General features: G+C 68.7%; 22 protein-coding genes. 16 read left to right on the top strand and 6 right to left on the bottom strand.

Features of this window, described 5'->3' with window-relative positions:
- Positions 1-22 precede the first annotated feature (22 nt).
- Positions 23-1,747, bottom strand: coding sequence for a Na+/H+ antiporter (locus ACODRX_RS01355; RefSeq protein ID WP_488869229.1), 1,725 nt, complete (start codon positions 1,745-1,747; stop codon positions 23-25).
- An 87-nt stretch (positions 1,748-1,834) separates the two neighbouring features.
- Between ACODRX_RS01355 and ACODRX_RS01350 the strand changes: the two genes are divergently transcribed.
- The 12 genes from ACODRX_RS01350 to ACODRX_RS01295 all read left to right on the top strand — a co-directional run bounded on the left by ACODRX_RS01350 (position 1,835) and on the right by ACODRX_RS01295 (position 12,755).
- On the top strand, positions 1,835-3,442 hold the full coding sequence (locus ACODRX_RS01350; RefSeq protein ID WP_488869228.1) for a carboxyl transferase domain-containing protein: 1,608 nt from the start codon (positions 1,835-1,837) through the stop codon (positions 3,440-3,442).
- Positions 3,443-3,481: 39 nt separating this feature from the next.
- Positions 3,482-3,718 (top strand): type II toxin-antitoxin system VapB family antitoxin, encoded by a 237-nt coding sequence (locus tag ACODRX_RS01345; protein WP_488869227.1) that lies wholly within the window; start codon positions 3,482-3,484, stop codon positions 3,716-3,718.
- On the top strand, positions 3,705-4,106 hold the full coding sequence (gene vapC, locus ACODRX_RS01340; protein WP_488869226.1) for a type II toxin-antitoxin system VapC family toxin: 402 nt from the start codon (positions 3,705-3,707) through the stop codon (positions 4,104-4,106). The genes ACODRX_RS01345 and vapC overlap by 14 nt, the downstream gene beginning before the upstream one ends.
- Before the next feature lie 85 nt (positions 4,107-4,191).
- Positions 4,192-4,980 (top strand): enoyl-CoA hydratase/isomerase family protein, encoded by a 789-nt coding sequence (locus ACODRX_RS01335; protein ID WP_488869225.1) that lies wholly within the window; start codon positions 4,192-4,194, stop codon positions 4,978-4,980.
- A gap of 59 nt (positions 4,981-5,039) precedes the next feature.
- Positions 5,040-5,777 carry a DUF4126 domain-containing protein gene (locus ACODRX_RS01330; RefSeq protein ID WP_488869224.1) on the top strand — a complete coding sequence of 246 codons (738 nt, stop codon included), beginning with the start codon at positions 5,040-5,042 and terminating at the stop codon, positions 5,775-5,777.
- 50 nt (positions 5,778-5,827) lie between these two features.
- On the top strand, positions 5,828-7,837 hold the full coding sequence (locus ACODRX_RS01325; protein WP_488869223.1) for an acetyl/propionyl/methylcrotonyl-CoA carboxylase subunit alpha: 2,010 nt from the start codon (positions 5,828-5,830) through the stop codon (positions 7,835-7,837).
- Between the two features lie 63 nt (positions 7,838-7,900).
- Positions 7,901-8,821, top strand: coding sequence for a 2-hydroxyacid dehydrogenase (locus ACODRX_RS01320; RefSeq protein WP_488869222.1), 921 nt, complete (start codon positions 7,901-7,903; stop codon positions 8,819-8,821).
- Entirely contained in the window at positions 8,821-10,392 is a 1,572-nt protein-coding gene (locus tag ACODRX_RS01315) for a sulfatase-like hydrolase/transferase (RefSeq protein WP_488869221.1), read from the top strand. The genes ACODRX_RS01320 and ACODRX_RS01315 overlap by 1 nt, the downstream gene beginning before the upstream one ends.
- Before the next feature lie 25 nt (positions 10,393-10,417).
- Complete coding sequence (locus ACODRX_RS01310; protein WP_488869220.1) at positions 10,418-11,326, top strand: hydroxymethylglutaryl-CoA lyase; 909 nt, start codon at positions 10,418-10,420, stop codon at positions 11,324-11,326.
- A gap of 5 nt (positions 11,327-11,331) precedes the next feature.
- A complete protein-coding gene (locus ACODRX_RS01305; protein ID WP_488869219.1) occupies positions 11,332-11,832 on the top strand; it encodes a YbaK/EbsC family protein in 501 nt (166 codons plus the stop codon).
- Positions 11,833-12,120 (top strand): DUF1289 domain-containing protein, encoded by a 288-nt coding sequence (locus ACODRX_RS01300; RefSeq protein WP_488869218.1) that lies wholly within the window; start codon positions 11,833-11,835, stop codon positions 12,118-12,120.
- Entirely contained in the window at positions 12,117-12,755 is a 639-nt protein-coding gene (locus ACODRX_RS01295) for a 2-hydroxychromene-2-carboxylate isomerase (protein WP_488869217.1), read from the top strand. Before ACODRX_RS01300 ends, ACODRX_RS01295 begins: the two co-directional genes overlap by 4 nt.
- Before the next feature lie 119 nt (positions 12,756-12,874).
- Here the strand turns inward: ACODRX_RS01295 and ACODRX_RS01290 are convergent, their stop codons facing one another.
- The gene (locus tag ACODRX_RS01290) at positions 12,875-13,102 is read right to left on the bottom strand and encodes a DUF3820 family protein (RefSeq protein ID WP_488869216.1); all 228 of its coding nucleotides are present in this window, start codon (positions 13,100-13,102) and stop codon (positions 12,875-12,877) included.
- 268 nt (positions 13,103-13,370) lie between these two features.
- Here ACODRX_RS01290 and ACODRX_RS01285 point away from each other — a divergent pair, with 268 nt between their 5' ends.
- Complete coding sequence (locus ACODRX_RS01285; RefSeq protein WP_488869215.1) at positions 13,371-15,293, top strand: MFS transporter; 1,923 nt, start codon at positions 13,371-13,373, stop codon at positions 15,291-15,293.
- Between the two features lie 26 nt (positions 15,294-15,319).
- Positions 15,320-15,598 carry a DUF333 domain-containing protein gene (locus ACODRX_RS01280; RefSeq protein WP_488869214.1) on the top strand — a complete coding sequence of 93 codons (279 nt, stop codon included), beginning with the start codon at positions 15,320-15,322 and terminating at the stop codon, positions 15,596-15,598.
- Positions 15,599-15,602: 4 nt separating this feature from the next.
- Here ACODRX_RS01280 and ACODRX_RS01275 read toward each other — a convergent pair whose 3' ends face one another.
- Together ACODRX_RS01275 and ACODRX_RS01270 are read right to left on the bottom strand one after the other, a co-directional pair.
- Entirely contained in the window at positions 15,603-16,517 is a 915-nt protein-coding gene (locus ACODRX_RS01275) for a dienelactone hydrolase family protein (RefSeq protein ID WP_488869213.1), read from the bottom strand.
- A gap of 101 nt (positions 16,518-16,618) precedes the next feature.
- Positions 16,619-17,815: an ABC transporter substrate-binding protein gene (locus ACODRX_RS01270; RefSeq protein ID WP_488869212.1), complete on the bottom strand. Its 1,197-nt coding sequence runs from the start codon at positions 17,813-17,815 to the stop codon at positions 16,619-16,621.
- Between the two features lie 387 nt (positions 17,816-18,202).
- Here ACODRX_RS01270 and ACODRX_RS01265 point away from each other — a divergent pair, with 387 nt between their 5' ends.
- A complete protein-coding gene (locus tag ACODRX_RS01265; RefSeq protein WP_488869211.1) occupies positions 18,203-19,195 on the top strand; it encodes a Bug family tripartite tricarboxylate transporter substrate binding protein in 993 nt (330 codons plus the stop codon).
- 103 nt (positions 19,196-19,298) lie between these two features.
- Here ACODRX_RS01265 and tgt read toward each other — a convergent pair whose 3' ends face one another.
- The gene (gene tgt, locus ACODRX_RS01260) at positions 19,299-20,471 is read right to left on the bottom strand and encodes a tRNA guanosine(34) transglycosylase Tgt (RefSeq protein ID WP_488869210.1); all 1,173 of its coding nucleotides are present in this window, start codon (positions 20,469-20,471) and stop codon (positions 19,299-19,301) included.
- A 68-nt stretch (positions 20,472-20,539) separates the two neighbouring features.
- On the opposite strand from tgt, the gene ACODRX_RS01255 reads away from it, so the two are divergent.
- Positions 20,540-21,013: a universal stress protein gene (locus ACODRX_RS01255; protein WP_488869209.1), complete on the top strand. Its 474-nt coding sequence runs from the start codon at positions 20,540-20,542 to the stop codon at positions 21,011-21,013.
- A 29-nt stretch (positions 21,014-21,042) separates the two neighbouring features.
- Here the strand turns inward: ACODRX_RS01255 and ACODRX_RS01250 are convergent, their stop codons facing one another.
- Positions 21,043-21,546: a MarR family winged helix-turn-helix transcriptional regulator gene (locus ACODRX_RS01250; RefSeq protein ID WP_488869208.1), complete on the bottom strand. Its 504-nt coding sequence runs from the start codon at positions 21,544-21,546 to the stop codon at positions 21,043-21,045.
- Positions 21,547-21,636 lie beyond the last annotated feature (90 nt).

Raw genomic sequence — 21,636 nt, 5'->3', positions numbered from 1 at the left:
CGTGATCCGCTGCTGCCTTTCCTCAATGCGCGTCCGGCCTGCGGTGCTTGGCGGCGGCGCGCCGCGCCACGTCCAGGCGCTTGCGCAGCGAGATCTCGGCCAGGTCCAGCTCCTGCACCAGGCTGCGCAGCGACTCGTCGTTGATGCGGTGGCGCTGGCGCTCGGCATAGATGGCGCGGCGCTCCACCTGGGTGCACAGCAGGCGCATCTCCAGCTCGACCACATAGCGCTCGCGCCGCTGCTGCACCGCGCTGGGGGCGTTGGCGTCCTCGTCGTCGGCGGTCTCGGGCGCCTTGTCCTCTTCGAGCAGGTCCAGGCGGTTGCGGTATTCGCGGCTCACCCGGCCGGCCACCTCCTGCTGCCGGGCCAGCCACTCTGTGTTGTGCCGGGCGCGCTCGGCCTCGGGCACGGCCATGCTGGCAATGGCGGCATGGCAGGCGGCGATGCGGGCATTGCGCTCCTCCACCACCGAGGGCGGATCGTCGGCCGGCGGCACATAGCGCAGCACCAGCGGCAGCCCGATGGCGCCGATCACCAGCGTGAAGAGGATGGTGCCGGTGGCCAGGAAGATCAGCAGGTCGCGCGCGGGAAAGGGCTCGCCGTTGTTCAGCAGCAGCGGCACCGACAGCGCGCCGGCCAGCGTCACCGCGCCACGGATGCCCGCCAGCGTGGTGGCCAGCACCAGCGCGCGGCAGGGCGGCGCGGCCGCCTTGCCGCTGCGGTGCGCATGGTGCAGGCTGCGGTTGACGCCCACCACCAGCCAGATCCAGCGCAGCGCATACAGCGCGACCGAGATGATGGCCACGTAGGACACCAGGATCCACCAGTCGTGGCCGGCCTCGCGCAGCGTGAAGCCGATGATCGCCGGCAGCTGCAGGCCCAGCAGCAGGAACACCGCGCCATTGAAGGCCGACTCCACCATGGCCCAGGTGCCGGCGTTCTGCATGCGCTCGGTGATGTAGTCGGCGCGGTTCAGGTCGGCGAAGTTGGTGGCCACGCCCGCCGCCACGGCCGACAGGATGCCCGAGACGCCGATCTGCTCGCCCGCGATGTAGGCCGCGAACGGCAGCAGCGACAGCAGCAGCACCATCTGCGTGGAGGCCAGGTCGCCCACGCGGCGCGTGACCACCTCGCGCAGGTAGCTGAAGCCCCAGCCCACGGCCGTGCCCACCGCGATGCCGCCCAGCGCCACCCAGGCGAACTCGCGCGCCGCGCCGGTCCACGAGAACAGGCCGGTCAGCGTGGCGGCCACCGCGAACTTGAGCGCCACCAGGCCCGAGGCGTCGTTGAGCAGCGATTCGCCTTCGAGCACATGCATGGTGTCGGCCGGCATGCCCAGGTTGCGCGTGATGGCCGAAACCGCGACCGCATCGGTGGGCGAGACCACCGCGGCCAGCGCGAAGGCCACCGACAGCGGCATCTCCGGAATCATCCAGTGGATCAGGTAGCCCAGGCCCAGCACGGTGAACAGCACCAGGCCGAAGGCCAGCCGCAGGATCGGCCGGTTCAGCGCGAAGAACTCGCGCTTTGGGATGCGCCAGCCGTCGGCGAACAGCAGCGGCGGAATGAACAGCAGCAGGAACAGCTCCGGGTCGAAATGGATGTGCAGGCCCGCGTCGGGCCACGACAGCACCGCGCCGATGGCGATCTGGATCAGTGGCAGCGGGATGGCCTGCACGTAGCGTGCGATGATGCCTGTCACGGCACCGATCGTCAGCACGAGCAAGACGATTTCTACGGTATGCATGGGGAAAGCTGCGTGGTGATGGGAGTGTGCCGGCGGCTGTCCGGCGCCTCGAAAGAATATACGAACTGACAGAGACAGAGGATAGCGATGAGCAAACTAGCAAGCCAGTTGAATGCCCGCTCCGCGGATTTCCAGACCAATGCGCAGGCCATGCGCCAGCTGGTGGACGACCTGCGCGCCAAGGCCGCTCAGATCGCCCAGGGCGGCGGCGAAGCCGCGCGCGCCAAGCACCTGGCGCGCGGCAAGCTGCTGCCGCGCGAGCGCGTGCGCCTGCTGCTCGATCCGGGCACGCCCTTTCTCGAGCTGGCGCCGCTGGCGGCATTGAACATGTACAACAACGATGCGCCGGGCGCGGGCATGATCGCGGGCATAGGGCGGGTCAGTGGCGTGGATTGCATGATCGTGTGCAACGATGCTACGGTCAAAGGCGGAACGTATTACCCGGTCACGGTAAAGAAACATCTGCGGGCGCAGGAAATTGCGGCGCAGAACCGCCTGCCCTGCATCTACCTGGTCGACTCCGGCGGCGCCAACCTGCCCAACCAGGACGAGGTCTTTCCCGACCGCGAGCACTTCGGCCGCATCTTCTTCAACCAGGCCAACATGAGCGCCCAGGGCATTGCCCAGGTCGCGGTGGTCATGGGCTCGTGCACCGCCGGCGGCGCCTATGTGCCGGCGATGAGCGACGAATCCATCATCGTCAAGAACCAGGGCACCATCTTCCTGGGCGGCCCGCCGCTGGTGAAGGCCGCCACCGGCGAGGTGGTCAGCGCCGAAGACCTGGGCGGCGGCGACGTGCACACCCGCCTGTCGGGCGTGGCCGACCACCTGGCCGACAACGATACCCATGCGCTGGCGCTGGCGCGCCGCTCCATCGCCAACCTGAACAAGGCCAAGCCCGCGGACCCGGCCGACCAGCCGCCGCTGCCGCCGCTGTTCCCGGCCGAAGAGCTGTACGGCGTGATCCCGGTGGACACGCGCAAGCCCTTCGACGTGCGCGAGATCATCGCCCGCGTCGTGGACGGCAGCGAGTTCGACGAGTTCAAGGCGCGCTTCGGCAGCACCCTGGTGTGCGGCTTCGCGCGGGTCGAGGGCATGAAGGTCGGCATCATCGCCAACAACGGCATCCTGTTCTCCGAGTCGGCGGTCAAGGGCGCGCATTTCATTGAGCTGTGCTGCCAGCGCAAGATCCCGCTGGTGTTCCTGCAGAACATCACCGGCTTCATGGTGGGCCGCAAGTACGAGAACGAGGGCATCGCGCGCCACGGCGCCAAGCTGGTGACGGCGGTGGCCACCGCCAGCGTGCCCAAGTTCACCATCATCATCGGCGGCAGCTTTGGCGCCGGCAACTACGGCATGTGCGGCCGGGCGTATTCGCCGCGCTTCCTGTGGATGTGGCCCAACGCGCGCATCAGCGTGATGGGCGGCGAGCAGGCGGCCAGCGTGCTGGCCACCGTCAAGCGCGACGGCATCGAGGCCAAGGGCGGCCAGTGGAGCGCAGAACAGGAAGAGGCCTTCAAGGCGCCGATCCGCCAGCAGTACGAGGACCAGGGCCACCCCTACTACGCCTCGGCGCGGCTGTGGGACGACGGCGTGATCGACCCGGCCGACACCCGCCGCGTGCTGGCGCTGGGCCTGGCGGCCACGCGCAACGCGCCCATCGAGGACACCAAGTTCGGCGTGTTCCGCATGTAATGTGTGTTATGTGTATGAATTTGTTGTTTAATGCACATCATGCGTACCAACATCGATATTGACGACGAGCTGCTGGCCCAGGCCATGCATGCAGGCCCCTTCACCACCAAGAAGGAGACGGTGGAGGCCGGCCTGCGCCTGCTGGCGCGCCAGGCGGCCTACCGCGAAATCCTCAAGTGGGAAGGCAAGCTGAAGTGGGAGGGCGACGAGTCCATCGACTGGACGCAGCCAGCGGCCGGCGGCAGCAAGAAGGGGCCGGGCCGTGCTGGTCGTTGACTCCAGTGTCTGGATCGACTACTTCAATGCGCGCGAATCGGCGGCGCGCGAGGAGCTGCGCCAGCTGCTGCGCGACGGCCATACGCGCCTGGTGCTGCCCGACCTGGTGCTCTTCGAGGTGCTGCGCGGCTTTCGCGATGAACGGGCCATGCGCCAGGCGCGATTGCTGCTGCAAACCCTCAGCATCGAGCCCTGCGGCGGCGAGCAGCTCGCGCTGGCCGCCGCCGGGCACTACCGCCACCTGCGCGCGCGCGGCATCACCGTGCGCAGCGCCATCGATGTGATGGTGGGCGCGTTCTGCATCGAGAACGACTACCTGCTGCTGCACAGCGACCGCGACTACGACGCCATGGCGCAGCACCGCGGCCTGCGCGTCTGGGGGCATTGAGCATGGCAGCCCGGGCGCAATACTTCACCACCTTTCATGCCGCGGCCAACGGCGCGCACGCACTACCGATAGCAAGGAGCACACCATGAAAAGCACCTACCTGACCCTGGAAGTCAACGGCCCCGTGGCCACCATCACGCTCACGCAGCCCGAAGTGCGCAATGCCTTCAGCGACGAGGTGATCGCCGAGATCACCCGCGCCTTCGAGACCGTGGGCGCCAACCCGGCGGTGCGCGCGGTGGTGCTGGCTGCTGAGGGACCGGCCTTTTGCGCCGGCGCCAACCTGAACTGGATGCGCCGCATGGCCGACTACACGCGGGATGAGAACCTGGTCGATGCCGGCAAGCTGGCCGAGATGCTGCGCGTGATCTACGAATGCCCCAAGCCCACCATCGCCCGCGTGCAGGGCGACGTCTATGCCGGCGGCATGGGCCTGGTGGCGGCCTGCGACATGGCGGTGGCGGCGAGCACGGCGGGCTTTTGCCTGTCCGAGGTCAAGATCGGCCTGATCCCCGCCACCATCAGCCCCTATGTGATCCGGGCCATGGGCCCGCGCGCCTCGCACCGCTACTTCTTGACCGGTGAGCGCTTCGACGCGGCCGAGGCGCTGCGCATCGGCTTTGTGCATCAGGTGGCCGAGGCCGACGGGCTGGACGGCGCGCTGGACGGCCTGCTCAAGCACCTGCTGTCCGCCGGCCCCGCGGCCGTGCGCGCCTGCAAGAAGCTGGTGCTGGAGGTGGCCGGGCGCGAGGTCGACGCGGGGCTGATCCGCGCCACCGTCGAGGGCATCGCCGACATCCGTGCCAGCGACGAGGGCAAGGAGGGCGTGCAGGCCTTCTTGAACAAGCGCAAACCGAACTGGCTGGCGGGTTGACGCCGCGGCGGCAGGGCCCTACATCAGTGCTTGCTGGCAAGCATTGAAAGGCGGACACCATGGATCTCTGGACCGATATCGTGAACTGGCTCCACAGCGTGGGCCTGCACCTGGACAAGGACGCCGCCCGGCAGGTGGGCGAGGCGGCCGGCCAGGTCGCAGGCCAGGTGGGCCATGCCATGGCGCAGTGGGACTGGTCCTCGCTGATGGCGCTGGCCGCGGCGCTGGGCTGGGCCAGCGGCCTGCGGCTGTATGCGGTGGTGTTCGTCACCGGCATGCTCGGCGCGCTGGGCTGGGTGGCGCTGCCCGGCGGGCTGTCGGTGCTGCAGCACCCGGTGATCCTGTTCATCAGCGGCGCGCTGCTGTTCGTCGAGTTCTTTGCCGACAAGATCCCGGGCGTCGATTCGGTGTGGGACCTGCTCCAGAGCGTGCTGCGCGTGCCGGCCGGCGCGGCGCTGGCGGCCAGCGTGTTCGGCGCCGACAACGCCACCATGGCCACGGCGGCCGCGCTGATGGGCGGCACGCTGGCGCTGTCCAGCCAGGTGGCCAAGACCACCACGCGCGCCGCGATCAACACCTCGCCCGAGCCGCTGTCGAACTGGACCGCCAGCCTGGTGGAGGACGGCGCCTCGGTCGGCGCGATCTGGCTGGCCATCAACCATCCGCTGGTATTCGCGGTGGTGCTGGCGGTGGTGGTCGTGCTGATGTGGCTGGCGACCTGGGTGCTGTGGAAGTTTTTGAAGGCGGTGGTGCGCCGGGTGCGCGGCTGGCTGGGCCAGCCATCGGGTGGCTACTGAATATATAGCTGTTAGCGCTTGATATATAAGCGTTTTAAGGAGATTTGATAATGTTTAAAAAGATCCTGATTGCGAACCGCGGTGAGATCGCCTGCCGTGTCGCGGCCACGGCCCGGCGCATGGGTATCCGCACCGTCGCGGTTTACTCGGACGCCGACGCGCACGCCAAGCATGTCGCCGCCTGCGACGAGGCGGTGCACATCGGCGCCAGCGCGCCCAAGGACAGCTACCTGCGCTGGGAGCGCATCCTGGAGGCCGCCAAGGCCACCGGCGCCGAGGCCATCCACCCGGGCTACGGCTTCCTCTCCGAGAACGAAGACTTTGCCAACGCCTGCGCCGAGGCCGGCCTGGTCTTCATCGGCCCGCCGGCAGCGGCCATCCGCGCCATGGGCCTGAAGGCCGAGTCCAAGCAGCTGATGGAGCAGGCCGGCGTGCCGCTGGTGCCCGGCTACCACGGCCACGACCAGGATCCGGCGCTGCTGCAGCGCGAGGCCGACCGCATCGGCTACCCGGTGCTGATCAAGGCCAGCGCGGGCGGCGGCGGCAAGGGCATGCGCCTGGTGGAAAAGAGCGAGGATTTCGCCGCCGCGCTGCAAAGCTGCCAGCGCGAGGCGATCAACAGCTTCGGCAACGATGCGGTGCTGATCGAGAAATACGTGCTGCGTCCGCGCCACATCGAGATCCAGGTGTTTGGCGACACCCAGGGCAACTGCGTCTACCTGTTCGAGCGCGACTGCTCGGTGCAGCGGCGCCACCAGAAGGTGCTGGAGGAGGCGCCCGCGCCCGGCATGACGCCTGCGCTGCGCCAGAAGATGGGCGCGGCCGCGGTGGCTGCCGCCCAGGCCGTGGGCTATGTGGGCGCCGGCACGGTGGAGTTCATCGTCGAGCAGCCCGGCGGCTACGAGCAGCCCGATGCGATGAAGTTCTACTTCATGGAGATGAACACCCGGCTGCAGGTGGAGCACCCGGTGACCGAGGCGATCACCGGCGAGGACCTGGTGCAGTGGCAGCTGCTGGTGGCCAGCGGCCGGCCGCTGCCCAAGCGCCAGGAGGAGCTGCGCATCATCGGCCACGCGATCGAGGCGCGCATCTGCGCCGAGAACCCCGACAACAACTTCCTGCCCGCCACCGGCACCCTGCAGGTCTACCGCAAGCCCGATTGCAGCAGTTTCGCCATCGGCGAGGTGCGCATCGACGACGGCGTGCGCGAGGGCGATGCGATCAGCCCCTTCTACGACTCGATGATCGCCAAGCTCATCGTGCACGGCGACACGCGCGCGCAGGCGCTGGCGCGGCTCGACGCGGCGCTGGCGGCGGTGCGCATCGTCGGCCTGCAGACCAATGTGCAGTTCCTGCGCCATGTGCTGGCCACGCCCTCGTTCGCCGCGGCGCGGCTGGATACGGCGCTGATCGAGCGCGAGAAAGAGCGTTTGTTCAAGCAGGCCACGCTCCCGGCCGCCACCGCCGCGGCCGCCGCGGTGGCGCAGCAGCTGGTGCGCGAGCAGGCGCAGCAGGGCGGCGACCCGTTCAGCCGCCGCGACGGCTGGCAATCACACGGCACCACGCACCGCAATTTCGACTTCGAGTTCGGCGGCGACAAGCTGCAGGCCACGCTGCATTACCAGCATGGCGGCACGCTGCTGCTCGACGTGGGCGCTGCCAGCGGCCCGCTGGTGTTCGCGCTGCAAGGCGATGCGATCGATCTGAGCTACGCCAGCCGGCGCGACCTGGTGCAGACCTGGCCGCTGGGCGAGGTGGTGCACGTTTTCGCGCCGCGCGGCGCGGCCGAGATCACGCTGGTCGATGCGCTGGCGCATGCCGGCGAGCATGCCGGCGAGGGCGGGCGCCTCACCGCGCCCATGCCGGGCAAGGTGGTGTCCTTCGCGGTCAAGGCGGGCGACAAGGTCAGCAAGGGCCAGCCGCTGGCGGTGATGGAGGCGATGAAGATGGAGCACACCATCGCCGCCCCCGACGACGGCGAGGTGCTGGAGCTGCTGTTCGAGCCTGGCGACCAGGTGAGCGAAGGCGCCGAGCTGCTCAAGCTCCAGGCGTCCGGCTAAAGCCATGCTGCGCGCCGCCTCGGATTGCGCTGACAATGTCGCTTTTCGCGATTGAGGCGCTTGATGAAGCTGGTGGTGTATTCGAAGGGAGGCAGCCCGCAGGGCTGGCTGGATGGAATACGGGCGGCGTTTCCCGATGCCCGGGCCTGGGCCTGGACGCCGGGCTCGCCCCAGGCCGACTATGCGCTGGTGTGGATGCCGCCGCAGCAACTGCTGGACGAGCAGCCGGGCCTGAAGGCCATCTTCAACATGGGCGCGGGCGTGGACGCGCTGCTGCGCCTGCGCCTGCCGCCGGGCGTGCCGCTGGTGCGGCTCGAAGATGCCGGCATGGCGGTGCAGATGGCCGAATACGTCTGCCATGCGGTCATCGGCTACTACCGGGGCTTCGCCGGCTATGCGGCGCAGCAGCGCGAGGCGCTGTGGCAGCCGCTGCCGGTGCGCCGCCGCGCGGATTTCCGCGTGGGCGTGATGGGTCTGGGCGTGCTGGGCCAGCGGGTGGCGCGCGCGCTGCAGGGTTTCGAGTTTCCGGTGCTGGGCTGGAGCCGCAGCGCCAGGCAGCTGGCGGGCGTGCAGTGCCTGCATGGCGCGGCGCAGTTCGAGGCCTTCCTGGCGCAGGCGCAGGTGCTGGTGAACCTGCTGCCGCTCACGCCCGAGACCGAGGGCATCATCAACCGGTGCAGCCTGGCGCTCCTGCCGCGCGGCGCCTTCGTGATCAATATCGCGCGCGGCCGCCATGTGGTGGAGGACGAGCTGCTCGCCGCCATCGCCAGCGGCCAGGTGGCCGGCGCCACGCTCGACGTCCTGCGCGAAGAGCCGCTGGCGCCGCAGCACCCGCTGTGGCGCTGCCCGCAGGTCACGCTCACGCCGCACATCTCCGGGCAGACGCTGGAGGCCGAGTCGCTGGCGCAGATCCTGGGCAAGATCCGCGCGCTGCACCGTGGCGAGGCCATCGGCGGCATCGTGGATGCCGGGCGGGGCTATTGATGCGCGCCGGCAGGGGCGCCGCCACCGCGCTGGCCTGGCTGTGGCTGTTTGCGCCGCTGGTCTTCATGTGGCCTGGCCGCCGCTCGGCGCTCGATGCCGCGGCCTCGGCGGCGCTGCTGGCCTGCTGCCTGCTGTGGCGGCCCACGATGCGCGCGGCCGCGGTGCTGCTGGCGCTGATCGGGCTGGCGCACCTGGCCTATTTCCTGGCGGTGAATTCGGTGCCCGACGAGTATTTCTGGTTCACCGTGTTCGGCTCGTCGCTGGGCGAAGCCTGGGAATATCTGCTCTCCTACCGCCGCAGCGATGCGCTGCGGCTGGCCTGGTGGCTGCTGCCGGCCTGCGCGGCCGTGTACTGGCTGTGGTCCCGCGCCGCGGTGCTGCACGGCCGCTGGCGCCGGCTGGGGGCGGCCAGCCTGCTGCTGTGGCTGGGCTGGGGGCTGGCCAGCGCGGCCAAGGGCGACAGCCTGGGCGGCACGCTGCGCAAGGTGGACCGGGTCTATCCCTCGGTGTTCGCCGAGTCCTACCTGCGCTACCGGCAATCGTCGGCCCACATGTTCAGCGTGCCGCCGGTGCCCGAGCCGGCGCGCCCGCCGCTGGCCGACCTGGTGGTGCTGGTGATCGGCGAAAGCGCCAGCGCCCAGCGCTGGTCGCTGCTGGGCTACCAGGGCAACCCCACGAATGCGGCGCTGCAGCCCTGGCGCGAAGGCATGGTGGCGCTGCCGGTGCAGGCCAACGGCAACAACACCGCGCAGACCGTGCCGCTGCTGCTCACCGGCCGCCAGGTCGAGCCCCTGCCCGAGGGCGGCGTGCTGACCTACCTGGACAAGGCGGCCAAGGCCGGCTTCAAGGTGGTGACGCTCAGCAACCAGGGCAGCTTCGGCGTGGAGCAGAGCTTTTTCTTCACCGCCTTCCGCCAGCGCTCGGCGCAGTACCATCCGCTGCAGCCCGGCCTGTGGGACGAGGCGCTGACCCCGCTGCTGGACCAGGCGCTGGAAGACGCGCCGCCGCCCCGAAGGCTGATGCTCACGCTGCACATGTACGGCAGCCATCCGCGGGTGGAGGGCCGCACCCCGCCCGCCGCCGCGCGCTGGCCGGATGCGTACGACAACAGCATCGCCTACAGCAGCGGCCTGCTCGCGGACTGGATCGCGCGCCTGTCCCGCCTCGACGAGCGCCGCGTCGTGCTGCTCTACATATCCGACCATGGCCTGGCCTTTCCCGCCTGCGGCGGCTCCTATGTGCACGGCTCCACCCGCAGTGCCTACGAGGTGCCGCTGCTGCTGTGGGGCAATGCGCGCTTTCGGGCCGACAACGCGGCCTGGTGGCAGCAATGGCAGGCCCGCGCGCAGCAGGCGCTGGCGGCCGGCGGCCAGCTGCAATTCACCAATCTGCTCGTGCCTTTTGCGCTCGATGATTTGCTTGGCATGGGCCAGATGTCTACACTGCCTGTTGGGCCGGCCCCGGCGGCTGCGCTGGCGCAGCGCCAGCCGTATCCGCCGCCGGCCGACGGGCGGCAGTGCGAACGCTTCACGCCCTACGACGTGGCCGCGGCGCTGAAGCGGCGGCACTGAATTTTTGAGACCCCCAGGAACCACCATGAAATACCCTTCCAGAGTCCAACTGATCGACGTGGGCCCGCGCGACGGCCTGCAGAACGAGAAAGCGCCGGTGCCGGCCGAGGTCAAGATCGAGCTGGTGCACCGGCTGCAGGCCGCGGGGCTCAAGGAGATCGAGGTCACCAGCTACGTCAGCCCCAAGTGGGTGCCGCAGATGGCGGACAACCACGCGGTGATGGGCGGCGTGCAGCGCCGCGCGGGCGTGCGCTACTCGGTGCTGACCCCCAACCTCAAGGGCTTCGAGGCGGCCCTGGCCGACCGGCCCGACGAGATCGTGGTCTTCGGCTCGGCCAGCGAGGCCTTCAGCCAGAAGAACATCAATTGCAGCATCGCCGAGAGCATCGAGCGCTTCGCGCCGGTGGTCGAGGCCGCCAAGGCCGCCGGCATCCAGGTGCGCGGCGCGATGAGCTGCACCGTCGGCTGCCCCTACGAGGGCGAGGTCGCGCCCGAGCGCGTGGGCTACCTGGCCGGCCTGCTCAAGGGCATAGGCGTGCAGCGCGTGGACGTGGCCGACACCATCGGCGTGGGCACGCCGCTGAAGGTGCAGCGCGCGATCGAAGCCACGCTGGCGCACTTCGGCATCGACGAGGTGTCGGGGCACTTCCACGACACCTACGGCCAGGCGCTGTCCAACACCCTGGCCGCGCTGCAGCTGGGCGTGTGGAACTTCCAGTCGTCGGTGGCGGGCCTGGGCGGCTGCCCCTATGCCAAGGGCGCGACCGGCAATGTCGCCACCGAGGACGTGGTCTACCTGCTGCAGGGCTTGGGCATAGACACCGGCATCGACCTCGATGCGCTGGTGGATGCGGGCGCCTACATCAGCGACTTCCTGCAGCGCAAGCCCAATTCGCGCGTGGCGGTGGCCTTGATGAACAAGCGTGCGGGGTAAGCCGGATGTGCGGAGCCGAACTGCATGAATTGCCCGAAGGCGTGCAGCGCGTGGGCGCCGCGCTCGCCGCGCTGGGCCACCCGCATGCGCCGCGCATGCTCGACGCCGCGGCGCGCACCGCGCAGCAGGCGGCCGATGCGCTGGGCATCGAGGTGGGACAGATCGCCAAGAGCATCATCTTCCGCCGCAGGAGCGACGCGGCCGCGGTGCTGGTGGTGACCTCGGGCGACCGGCTCGTGGACGAGAAGAAGGTGGCCGCGCTGGTCGGCCCCATCGGCCGCGCCGATGCCGAGTTCGTCAAGAGCCGCACCGGCTTTTCCATCGGCGGCGTCTCGCCGCTGGCGCATGCCAGCCCGCCGGTCACGCTGATCGACCGCGAGCTGTTTCGCTTCACCGAGATCTGGGCGGCGGCAGGGCATCCGCACGGCGTGTTCCCGCTGGCGCCGCAAGACCTCGAAAAGCTCACCGGCGCACCGGTGGCCGACGTGGTACAGGAGGGCGCCTGAATGTTGCCCGAGCATGTCAAGAGCCTGGCGGTGCGCACCAAGGTGGTCAACGCCAGCGGCGTGTTCCGCGCCGGCTACGAGGGCGAGGTGCCGTCGCCCTGCGTCTCCATCTGCCGCATGACGCCCGATCGCAGCCATTGCGAGGGGTGCTTTCGCAGCATCGACGAGATCCGCGCCTGGTCCAAGGCCGATGGCGCCGAGCGGCTGCGGATCTGGCATGCGCTGCTGGCGCGCGCGCAGCTGACCACCGCGGGCCGGCAGCAGCCCACCGATGCGGTAGCGCCATGAAGACCATCGACTTCTACCTCGACTTCGTCTCGCCCTATGCCTGGCTGGCGTTCGACCAGCTGCCCGATGCACTGCAGGGCCTGAGCTGCCATGTGCGCTACCGGCCGGTGTTGCTGGGCGCCTTGCTGCAGCGCCACGGCAACCCCGGCCCCGCGGGCATACCGCCCAAGCGCGACTGGACCTACCGCCATGCCAGCTGGCTCGGCCGTTCGCTGGGCTGCGGGCTGGACATGCCGGCGCAGCACCCGTTCAACCCCCTGCCGCTGCTGCGCAAGGCCTTGCAGACCAGCGCCGATGGCTGCATCAACCGCTACGTGGCCGACACGCTGCTGCGCCATGTATGGCTGGGCGGGCTCGATGCGCTGGATGCCGGGCGCATCGCCGCGCTCGATGCGCAGCTGGCCGAGCAGTTGCAGCCGGGCGACGACGCGGCGCAGCGCGCCAAGGAGCTGCTGCGCGCCAACACCGATGCCGCGCTGGCCGCGGGCGTGTTCGGCGTGCCTGCCGCGGTGGTGGACGGCAAGCTGTTCTGGGGGCTCGATGGCCTGCCCATGCTGCGCGCCTACCTGCTGGGCGACGCCTGGTTCGAGCCCCATTGGGAGGGCGCGGCCCGGGTGCCGAACGGCCTGGCCTGAAAGCGGTTGAGCGTTGTGCGTTGTGCGGTTTTCACGCTCAACGCAAAACCCTTAACGCTCAACTTTCACCAGCGCCATGGGCGCTTGCAGCGGTGCAACCCTTGAACGGGGTAGGGCTGTCAGCCGCGCCTTGCCTGGGCCTGGCGCAGGGGCTGCAGCAGGTGGCCCAGCCCGTTGTGGTCGATTTCGTACATCAGTTCGAGCAACTGGCCGATCCTGCCGGCGGGAAAGCCTTCGCGCGCAAACCAGCGCAGGTAGTTGCCGGGCAGGTCGGCGATCATCCTGCCCTGGTGCTTGCCGAAGGGCATCGGCGTGGTGAGCAGCTGCTCCAGGTGTTCCGGGGTCAATTTCTACGCCGCCTTTCCCAATGGTCGATCCCTGCGTGGGCCCTGCCGCCGCGCCACGATGAAGCGCCATGATAGTTGACCGGATGCAGTTGGCGCCACGGATCGCGCTGGCAGTCGCCGCACTCGCGCCATCGTGACCGCAGGAGGGCACCAGGGATACGTCCCCGTCCCGGGCTGAAACGGCCTGGCTGGGCTGTGGTGGGCAATGTTCAGGGCCCGGGCCCGCCAAGTCCAAGCACAATAGCCCCCATCGAGGAGATCGCGCACCATGACCAACCCAGACCCTGCCCGCCAGGCCCATCCGAACCAGTTCGCGCTGTTGGGCCAGCGCCGCTTTGCGCCGTTTTTCTGGACGCAGTTCGCCGGGGCGGCCAACGACAATCTGTTCAAGTTCGCCTTCACGGTGATGGTGACCTACCAGCTGTCGGTAGCGTGGCTGCCGCCGTCGCTCGCCGGGCTGGTGATCGGGGCCTTGTTCATCTTGCCCTTCCTGCTGTTCTCGGCCACCGCGGGGCAGCTGACCGACAAGCTCGACAAGCACCGCATGGTGCGCTTCGTCAAGAGCTTCGAGATCGGCGTGATGCTGCTCGCCGGGCTGGGCTTCTGGCAAGCGAGCCCGGTGGTGCTGCTGGCATGCGTGTTCCTGATGGGGCTGCACTCCACGCTGTTCGGGCCGGTCAAGTACGCCTACCTGCCCCAGGTGCTGCGCGAAGACGAGCTCACCGGCGGCAACGGCATGATCGAGATGGGCACCTTCGTCGCCATTTTGCTGGGCAATGTGGTGGGCGGCATCCTGGTGGCGATCCCGCAGATCGGCCATGGGCTGGTGGCCGCGGCCTGTATCGGGGTGGCGCTGCTGGGGCGCCTCAGCGCGCAGGCGGTGCCGCCGGTGGCGGCGACCGATCCGGGCCTGGCCATCAACTGGAATCCGGTGAGCGAGACCTGGCGCAACCTGCGGCTGGCGCGCCAGAGCCCGGTGGTGTTTCGCTCGCTGCTGGGCATCAGCTGGATGTGGTTCTTCGGCGCGGTGTTCCTGAGCCAGTTTCCCAGCTTCGCCAAGGAGGTGCTGCACGGCGACGAGCATGTGGCCTCGCTGCTGCTGGTGGTGTTCTCGGTGGGCGTGGGCACGGGGTCGCTGCTGTGCGAGGTGCTGTCGCGCCGCCAGGTGGAGATCGGCCTGGTGCCGCTGGGCGCCATCGGCATGAGCGTGTTCGCGATCGACCTGTACTTTGCCGCGCGCGGGCTGCCGCCGTCGCCGCTGCTGTCGGTGGGCGATTTCCTGGCGCGGCATGCGCACTGGCGGGTGGTCGCCGATCTGCTGCTGCTGTCGCTGTTCGCCGGCCTGTACAGCGTGCCCATGTATGCGCTGATCCAGATGCGCAGCCAGCCCACGCATCGCGCGCGCATCATCGCGGCCAACAATATCCTGAACGCGCTGTTCATGATCGCCAGCGCGGTGCTGGCTGGCGCGCTGCTGTCGGCGGGTTTCAGCGTGCCGCAGATCTTCCTGTTCACCGGCATCGCGAATGCGCTGGTGGCGGGCTATATCTTCCTGCTGGTGCCCGAGTACCTGCTGCGCTTCATCGCCTGGATCGCCACGCACCTGGTGTACCGCTTTCGCATGCGCGGCGCCGAGCGCATTCCCGCCGCCGGCGCCGCAGTGCTGGTCTGCAACCATGTGAGCTTCGTCGATCCGGTGCTGATGATGGCGGCCAGCCCCCGGCCCATCCGCTTCGTGATGGACCACCGCATCTTCAAGGCGCCGGTGCTGGGCTGGCTGTTCAGGCTGGCCAAGGCGATTCCGATCGCGCCCCAGCACGAGGACCCGGCGGTCTACGAGGCGGCTTTCGCCACCGCCGCCCAGGTGCTGCGCGAGGGCGATCTGCTGGCCATCTTTCCCGAAGGCGCGATCACCCGCGACGGCGAGCTGGCGGCGTTCAAGGGCGGCGTGATGAAGATCCTGGAGCAGGCCCGGGCCGATGGCCTGCAGGTGCCGGTGGTGCCCATGGCGCTGACGAATCTGTGGGGCTCGTTCTTCAGCCGCATCGAGCCCGAAGGGGCGATGACCCGGCCGTTTCGCCGCGGCTGGCTCAACCGGGTGGAGTTGCGCGTGGCGCCGGCCGTCGAGGCGGCGGCGGTGAGTCCCGGCCAGCTGCAGCAGCAGGTGGCCGCCTTGCTGGGCGCGAGATAATAGCGCCAGCTAAGGAAGATGTGACTATGAAAGCCTGGATATTTGCGGTCGCCGCGTCGCTGGTGCTGGCCGCCTGCAGCAGCGGCTCCGGCCTGAAGCCGCTGGATGAGCAGGAGAGCAAGGAGGGCGACAGCTACGCCACCCAGTACTCCGGCCCGCGCAGCCCGGCCTCGGCCTATTGCGTGCAGCTCGGCGGCACGCTGGTGCTCAAGACCCCCAAGAGCCTGGATGCGGCCTGCCGCCTGCCCGGTGGCAAGACCGTCGATGCCTGGGAGCTGTTCTGGCGCGACAACGGCCAGAATTGATGCTTCAGCGCACGCCGTGCTGCCGGAACCAGGCCAGCATGCGCTTCCAGCCGTCTTCGGCCGCGTCCTTGCGGTAGCTGGCGCGGTAGTCGGCGTGGAAGGCGTGGCCGGCCTCGGGGTAGATGTGGAACTGCGAGGCCCTGGCGGCCGGATTGCCGCCGGCGGCGGCCTGGGCGAGGGCGTGCCGCATCGCGTCCACCGAGTCCGGCGTGATGCCCTGGTCCTTGCCGCCGTACAGGCCCAGCACCGGCGCCTTCAGCGCATTCGCCAGCTCGACCGGGTGGCGGGGCGTGAGCATGCTGGGCGTGCCTTCGAGCCGCCCGTACCAGGCCACGCCGGCTTTGACCCGGCCGCTGGTCGCGTACAGCCAGGTGATGCGCCCGCCCCAGCAAAAGCCGGTGATCGCGGCCTTGGCGGTGTTGCCGCCGTGGGCCGCGGCCCAGGCGAGCGCGCCGTCGAGGTCGCCCAGCACCTGGGCGTCGGGCACCTTGGAGACCAGCTCGCGCTGCAGCGCGCCGATGTCGGTGTACTTGCGCGGATCGCCCTGGCGCGCATACAGCTCGGGCGCGATCGCCAGGTAGCCGGCATGCGCCAGGCGCCGGCAGGTGTCGGCGATGTATTCGTGCACGCCGAAGATTTCCTGGATCACCAGCACCACGGGCAGGTTCTTGCGGCCCGCGGGCGCGGCATGGTAGGCGGGCACCTCGAAGCCGTCTACCGTGTAGTGGACGGGGCCGGCCGTGAGCCCGGTGGCTGGGGTCCGGATGGCGGTCTGCGCGTTGACGGGCAGCGTGGCCGCCGCGTAGCCCACCCCCAGGCTGCCTAGCGCCATCTGCAGCGCAGTGCGGCGCGTACTGCCTTCGAGGGTCGAGCGGCCGGGGAGCAGGGAGTCGAATTCGGGGTCTGGCGTATGGGGCATGGTGGTTCCTTTGCCGCAAAGGTGGCAGGCCCATTATGAGGGGTGCCAGAAAAAACGCCTGGCGGTGCGCCAGGCGTCGGGTAGCAGGGTGACTGGTCAGCTCACTTCCACAGCGCGCACTTGGTCTCGGCCTTGGTGGTGAAGACTTCGTCGCCGGGCAGCTTCTTCACGATCTTGTAGTAGTCCCAGGTGCCCTTGGACTCCTGCGGCGTCTTGACCTGCACCAGGTACATGTCGTGGATGTAGCTGCCGTCGGCGCGGATGGAGCCCGAGGCGAAGAAGTCGTCCATCTTCATGCCGCGCCAGGTAGCCATCACCTTGTCGGCATCGGTGGTGCCGGCGGCCTGCACCGCCTTGAGGTAGTTCATGGTGGCCGAGTAGTCGGCGGCCTGGATCTCGGTGGGGCGGCGCTGGGTCTTCTTCATGTAGGCGTCGGCGAACTTGCGCGAGGCATCGTTCATGTCCCAGTACCAGCTGGTGACGAACTGCATGCCGGCCGTGTTCTTCAGCCCCAGGCTGTGGATGTCGCTGTAGAAGACCAGCAGCGGCGCGATCTTCATCGTCTTGTCGATGCCGAATTCCTTGGCCGCCTTGATGGCGTTGATGGTGTCGCCGCCGGCATTGGCCAGCGCCAGCACCTGGGCCTTGGAGTTCTGCGCCTGCAGCAGGAAGGAGGAGAAGTCCGAGGCGTTCAGCGGGTGGCGCACGGCGCTCACCACCGAGCCGCCCTTGGCCTTGACGACGGTGGACGCATCCGCCTCCATGGCGTGGCCGAAGGCATAGTCCGCGGTCAGGAAGAACCAGCTCTTGCCGCCGTTGTCGACGATGGCGCCGGCCGCGCCCTTGGACAGCGCCACCGTGTCGTAGGCGTAGTGCACCGAGTAGGGGGTGCAGGCCTCGTTGGTCAGCGCCGAGGAGCCGGCGCCGTTGTTGATCATCACGCGCTTTTTCTCGTCCGCCACCTTGGCCAGCGCCAGCGCGGTGCCGGAGTTGGTGCCGCTGAAGATCATGGTCAGGTTCTGCGTGTCTATCCATTCGCGCGCCTTGCTGGCGGCGATGTCGGCCTTGTTCTGGTGGTCCACGACGAGCAGCTCGATGGGCTTGCCCAGCACCTTGCCGCCAAAGTCGTCGATGGCCATCTGGATGGCGGTGGCGCCGCCCTTGCCTTCGAGGTCGGCATACAAGCTGGACATGTCGCTGATGTAGCCGATCTTCACCTTGTCCTGCGCGTGCGCGGCGCCGAGAGTGCCCAGGCATCCGAGCGCGGCCAGCGCCAGGGTCAAGCGATTGCGTTTCATGAAGTCTCCTGTAAGAGGTGTGGTTAGGGCGGAGGCGGTTGCCGTCTCAACCATGCGGCAGCCATCGTGGCACGCCCGCGCAGCGGGTGTATTGGGGCAATTACGGTTCGCCGGCTGCAAGGCACAAGCAATGGGGCCATGGCATGCGCCGGTACGGCAGTATTTTTCTGCATTGGCTGCTATGAAAACCATATTTGGGCGCAAACGCACAGCGGGCAGGCGTTTTTGCCCAGAATGCGCGGCCAGGCCATGGCGGCCGCGCCGCCCGCCCAGCGGCGGGGCTCGGCGATAATCAGCCCCTATGCCTGTGGCTCATGGGTGGATTGCTATTTATTTTGACGTGCATCCAGCCGCCGCCGCTGCGCCGAACCTTTGCAGGAATCCCGCATGACCATCGAATCCCTTCCCCGCCCCTCGCGCCGCCAGGCCTTGCTGCTGTGTGCCGCCGCGGCGCTGCCGCTGCCGCTGCCGGCCCTGGCGCAGGGCCGCGACTGGCCCGTGCGCCCGCTGCGCCTGGTGGTGGGCTATGCCAGCGGCTCGTCGCCCGACGTGCAGGCGCGCCTGCTGGCCGAGCCGCTGGGCAAGGCGCTGGGCCAGCCCGTGGTGGTCGAGAACCGGGGCGGCGCCAGCGGCAATATCGGCGCGGATGCGGTGGCCAAGGCTGGCGACGGCCACACCATTGGCGTGATCGGCAACGGCCCGCTGACCAGCTCGAAGTTTCTCTATCCCCGGCTGCCCTATGACCCGATCAGCGACCTGGCGCCGCTGGCCATGATCGGCTCGGCGCCGTTGGTGCTGGTGGCTCCGCATGCCGCCGCGGCCGATGTGCCGGCGTATTTCGGCGCGCTCAAGCGCAGCGGTCAGGGCAACTACGGCTCGGTGGGCACGGGCTCGGGCGGGCACCTGGGCATGGAGCTGATCCGCGAGGCCATGGGGCTGAACATGGTTCATGTGCCCTACAACGGCGGCCCGGCGGTGGTCAATGCGCTGCTGGGCGGGCAGGTGCAGATGGCGCTGCTGCCGGCGTCCACCGTGATGCCGCTGGTGCAGTCGGGCAAGCTGGCGGCGCTGGCGGTCAGCTCCAGCCGGCGCAGCCCGCTGGCGCCGGGCGTGCCGGCCATGCCCGAGGTGGGTGCCGGTCAGGTGGATATCGAGGTGTGGAATGCGGTGATGGCGCCGGCTTCGATGCCTCAGGCGCACCGCGCCCGGCTGTCTGCCGCGCTGGAGGCCATCTTGCATGCGCCCGAGATCCGCGGCAAGCTGCTGGCCCAGGGCTGGCGCATAGGCGATACCAGCGCCGCCTCGCTGGCACGGCGCATCCAGAGCGATGCGCGCCTGTACGGCGCGCTGATCGCCAAGCAGCATATCCGGGTGGAGTAAAAACAGTAGCTGCTGGCGCTTGTGTATAAACGATTTTAGATATGAATCATATTGAAATCGTTTATTGAAGAGCGCTAGCAGCTATCAAAAATGCTTGCTGCGCTCAGATGCCACGGGCCCGGTCTGCCTTGAATTGCGCGCGGAACTGGGCGAAGCTGCCCGCGTCGAGCGCATTGCGCACTTCCTGCATCAGGTTCAGGTAGTAGTGCAGGTTGTGGATGGTGGTGAGCATGGGGCCCAGCATCTCGCCGCAGCGGTCCAGGTGGTGCAGGTAGGCGCGCGAGAAGCCGCTGCGCCCGCCTTGGTCCCAGCTCGCGCCTGCGGTGCCAGCGCAGGCGTGGCAGGTGCAGCTGGTGTCGATCGGCTGGTGGTCGCTCTTGTGGCGCGCGTTGCGGATCTTGAGGTCGCCGTAGCGCGTGAAGATGGTGCCGTTGCGCGCATTGCGCGTGGGCATGACGCAATCGAACATGTCCACGCCGTCGGCCACGCCCTGCACCAGGTCCTCGGGCGTGCCCACGCCCATCAGGTAGCGCGGCTTGTGCTGCGGCAACAGGTGGGGCGTGTGGGCCATGATGTCCAGCATCTCGTCCTTGGGCTCGCCTACCGAGACGCCGCCCACCGCATAGCCGGGGAAATCCATCTCGACCAGGGCCTGCAGCGACTCTTCGCGCAGGTTCTTGTACATGCCGCCCTGCACGATGCCGAACAGCGCGTTGGGGTTGCCCAGGCGCTTGAACTCGTCCTTGGAGCGGCGGGCCCAGCGGCGGCTCATCTCCATGCTCTTGCGTGCCTCGGCCTCGCTGGTCTTCTTGCCGTTGGTCTCGTAGGGCGTGCATTCGTCGAGCTGCATCACGATGTCCGAGTTCAGGATGGTCTGGATGCGCATGCTGACCTCGGGCGACATGAACAGCTTGTCGCCATTGACCGGGCTGGCGAAGTGCACGCCTTCCTCGGTGATCTTGCGCATGGAGCCCAGGCTCCAGACCTGAAAGCCCCCCGAGTCGGTGAGTATGGGCTTGTCCCACTTCTCGAAGCCGTGCAGGCCGCCGAAGCCCTGCATGACATCCAGCCCCGGGCGCATCCACAGGTGGAAGGTGTTGCCCAGGATGATCTGCGCGCCCATCTCGTGCAGGCTGCGCGGCATCACGCCCTTGACGGTGCCATAGGTGCCCACGGGCATGAAGATGGGGGTCTGCACCACGCCGTGGTTGAGCGTGAGCGTGCCACGGCGGGCGTGGCTGGTCGGGTCGGTCTTGAGCAGGTCGAATTGCAGCATAACCGCGTATTTTCGCAGATGCGCGCCCATGCTGCCGGGGCCGCTACACTGGTGCCAGGAGGATCTTTATGCTGAACATCATGATCGCCGTCGATGGCTCGCCAAACTCGCTGCAGGCCGTGCGCCATGGGATCGCGCTGGCCGCGAACGGCCTGCGCGCCCACGTGGTGCTGGCCCATGTGCAAAAGGAGGCCTCGCTGCTGGAGCTGGCCACGCAGGATTCCGAGCTGATCGCCAACGCCAGCATCGAGGCGGGCATGGACCTGCTGGCGCCCGCCATCGAGCTGCTGCGCGCGGCGGGCGTGCCGCACGAGGTGGACATCCGCCTGGGCGAGGCCTACACGACCTTGCTGGACATCGCCGAGACCCGCGGCTGCCAGCTGGTCGTGATCGGCGCCACTGGCGAGAGCGCGCTCGCCAGCATCCTGATCGGCTCGGTCTCGCGCGAGGTGGCGCGCCACAGCCGCGTGCCGGTCACCATCGTCAAGCAGCCCGACGAAACCGAGCCGGCCGCCGACGCCGGCCTGGTGGACGAGGAATAGCGCCTGCCAGCGGCGCAGCCGCCGGGGTGTCAGTCCCCCGGGCCCAGGCTGCGCCGCAGCTCGCCCAGCTGCTCGTAGAGCGACTGGGCCCGCGCCGCGCCCAGCGGCGCAAACAACTGCTCCAGCCACTGCTCATGGGCTTCGGCCATGGCGGCGAACTGCGCCCGCCCGGTGCCGGTGATGCGCACGATCATGGAGCGCCGGTCGCTGTCGTCGGCCACCCGCTCCACCCAGCCCTCCGCCACGAGCTGGTCGGTCAGCCCGGTCACGTTGCCGCCGGTCACCATCAGGTATTCCGACAAGGTCTTCATGCGCAGCCCCTCGGGAAAGCGGCTGAGCTGGGCCAGGTAGTCGAAGCGCGGCAGCGTGGTGCCGAACTGCGTGCGCAGCCGCCCGCGGATGACCTGCTCGATCTGGGTGCTGCAAGTCAGCAGGCGCAGCCACAGGCGCACCATCTGGTGGTCTGCATGCGAGAGTCCGGCCTCCCGCCCGGGAAGGCGGGCCGCCGTGTCGGAGGATGAATCGATGGACATATGGCTATGCATGGTGGCGCGGGCCGGCGAAGGCCATGACAGGGTAAGTACGTATTCTAGTGAAATATTTATGGATAAATAATTTAAACA

It is taken from the genome of Comamonas sp. FG99, from assembly GCF_057808605.1.
This window is presented reverse-complemented; position numbering and strand designations above follow the sequence as displayed.

Excerpts from the sequence above, each read along its gene's own strand:
- ACODRX_RS01355 (WP_488869229.1), bottom strand. The coding sequence starts at position 1,747 with ATGCATACCGTAGAAATCGTCTTGCTCGTGCTGACGATCGGTGCCGTG.
- ACODRX_RS01350 (WP_488869228.1), top strand. The coding sequence starts at position 1,835 with ATGAGCAAACTAGCAAGCCAGTTGAATGCCCGCTCCGCGGATTTCCAG.
- ACODRX_RS01345 (WP_488869227.1), top strand. The coding sequence starts at position 3,482 with ATGCGTACCAACATCGATATTGACGACGAGCTGCTGGCCCAGGCCATG.
- ACODRX_RS01335 (WP_488869225.1), top strand. The coding sequence starts at position 4,192 with ATGAAAAGCACCTACCTGACCCTGGAAGTCAACGGCCCCGTGGCCACC.
- ACODRX_RS01330 (WP_488869224.1), top strand. The coding sequence starts at position 5,040 with ATGGATCTCTGGACCGATATCGTGAACTGGCTCCACAGCGTGGGCCTG.
- ACODRX_RS01325 (WP_488869223.1), top strand. The coding sequence starts at position 5,828 with ATGTTTAAAAAGATCCTGATTGCGAACCGCGGTGAGATCGCCTGCCGT.
- ACODRX_RS01320 (WP_488869222.1), top strand. The coding sequence starts at position 7,901 with ATGAAGCTGGTGGTGTATTCGAAGGGAGGCAGCCCGCAGGGCTGGCTG.
- ACODRX_RS01315 (WP_488869221.1), top strand. The coding sequence starts at position 8,821 with ATGCGCGCCGGCAGGGGCGCCGCCACCGCGCTGGCCTGGCTGTGGCTG.
- ACODRX_RS01310 (WP_488869220.1), top strand. The coding sequence starts at position 10,418 with ATGAAATACCCTTCCAGAGTCCAACTGATCGACGTGGGCCCGCGCGAC.
- ACODRX_RS01305 (WP_488869219.1), top strand. The coding sequence starts at position 11,332 with ATGTGCGGAGCCGAACTGCATGAATTGCCCGAAGGCGTGCAGCGCGTG.
- ACODRX_RS01300 (WP_488869218.1), top strand. The coding sequence starts at position 11,833 with ATGTTGCCCGAGCATGTCAAGAGCCTGGCGGTGCGCACCAAGGTGGTC.
- ACODRX_RS01295 (WP_488869217.1), top strand. The coding sequence starts at position 12,117 with ATGAAGACCATCGACTTCTACCTCGACTTCGTCTCGCCCTATGCCTGG.
- ACODRX_RS01285 (WP_488869215.1), top strand. The coding sequence starts at position 13,371 with ATGACCAACCCAGACCCTGCCCGCCAGGCCCATCCGAACCAGTTCGCG.
- ACODRX_RS01280 (WP_488869214.1), top strand. The coding sequence starts at position 15,320 with ATGAAAGCCTGGATATTTGCGGTCGCCGCGTCGCTGGTGCTGGCCGCC.
- ACODRX_RS01275 (WP_488869213.1), bottom strand. The coding sequence starts at position 16,517 with ATGCCCCATACGCCAGACCCCGAATTCGACTCCCTGCTCCCCGGCCGC.
- ACODRX_RS01270 (WP_488869212.1), bottom strand. The coding sequence starts at position 17,815 with ATGAAACGCAATCGCTTGACCCTGGCGCTGGCCGCGCTCGGATGCCTG.
- ACODRX_RS01265 (WP_488869211.1), top strand. The coding sequence starts at position 18,203 with ATGACCATCGAATCCCTTCCCCGCCCCTCGCGCCGCCAGGCCTTGCTG.
- tgt (WP_488869210.1), bottom strand. The coding sequence starts at position 20,471 with ATGCTGCAATTCGACCTGCTCAAGACCGACCCGACCAGCCACGCCCGC.
- ACODRX_RS01255 (WP_488869209.1), top strand. The coding sequence starts at position 20,540 with ATGCTGAACATCATGATCGCCGTCGATGGCTCGCCAAACTCGCTGCAG.
- ACODRX_RS01250 (WP_488869208.1), bottom strand. The coding sequence starts at position 21,546 with ATGTCCATCGATTCATCCTCCGACACGGCGGCCCGCCTTCCCGGGCGG.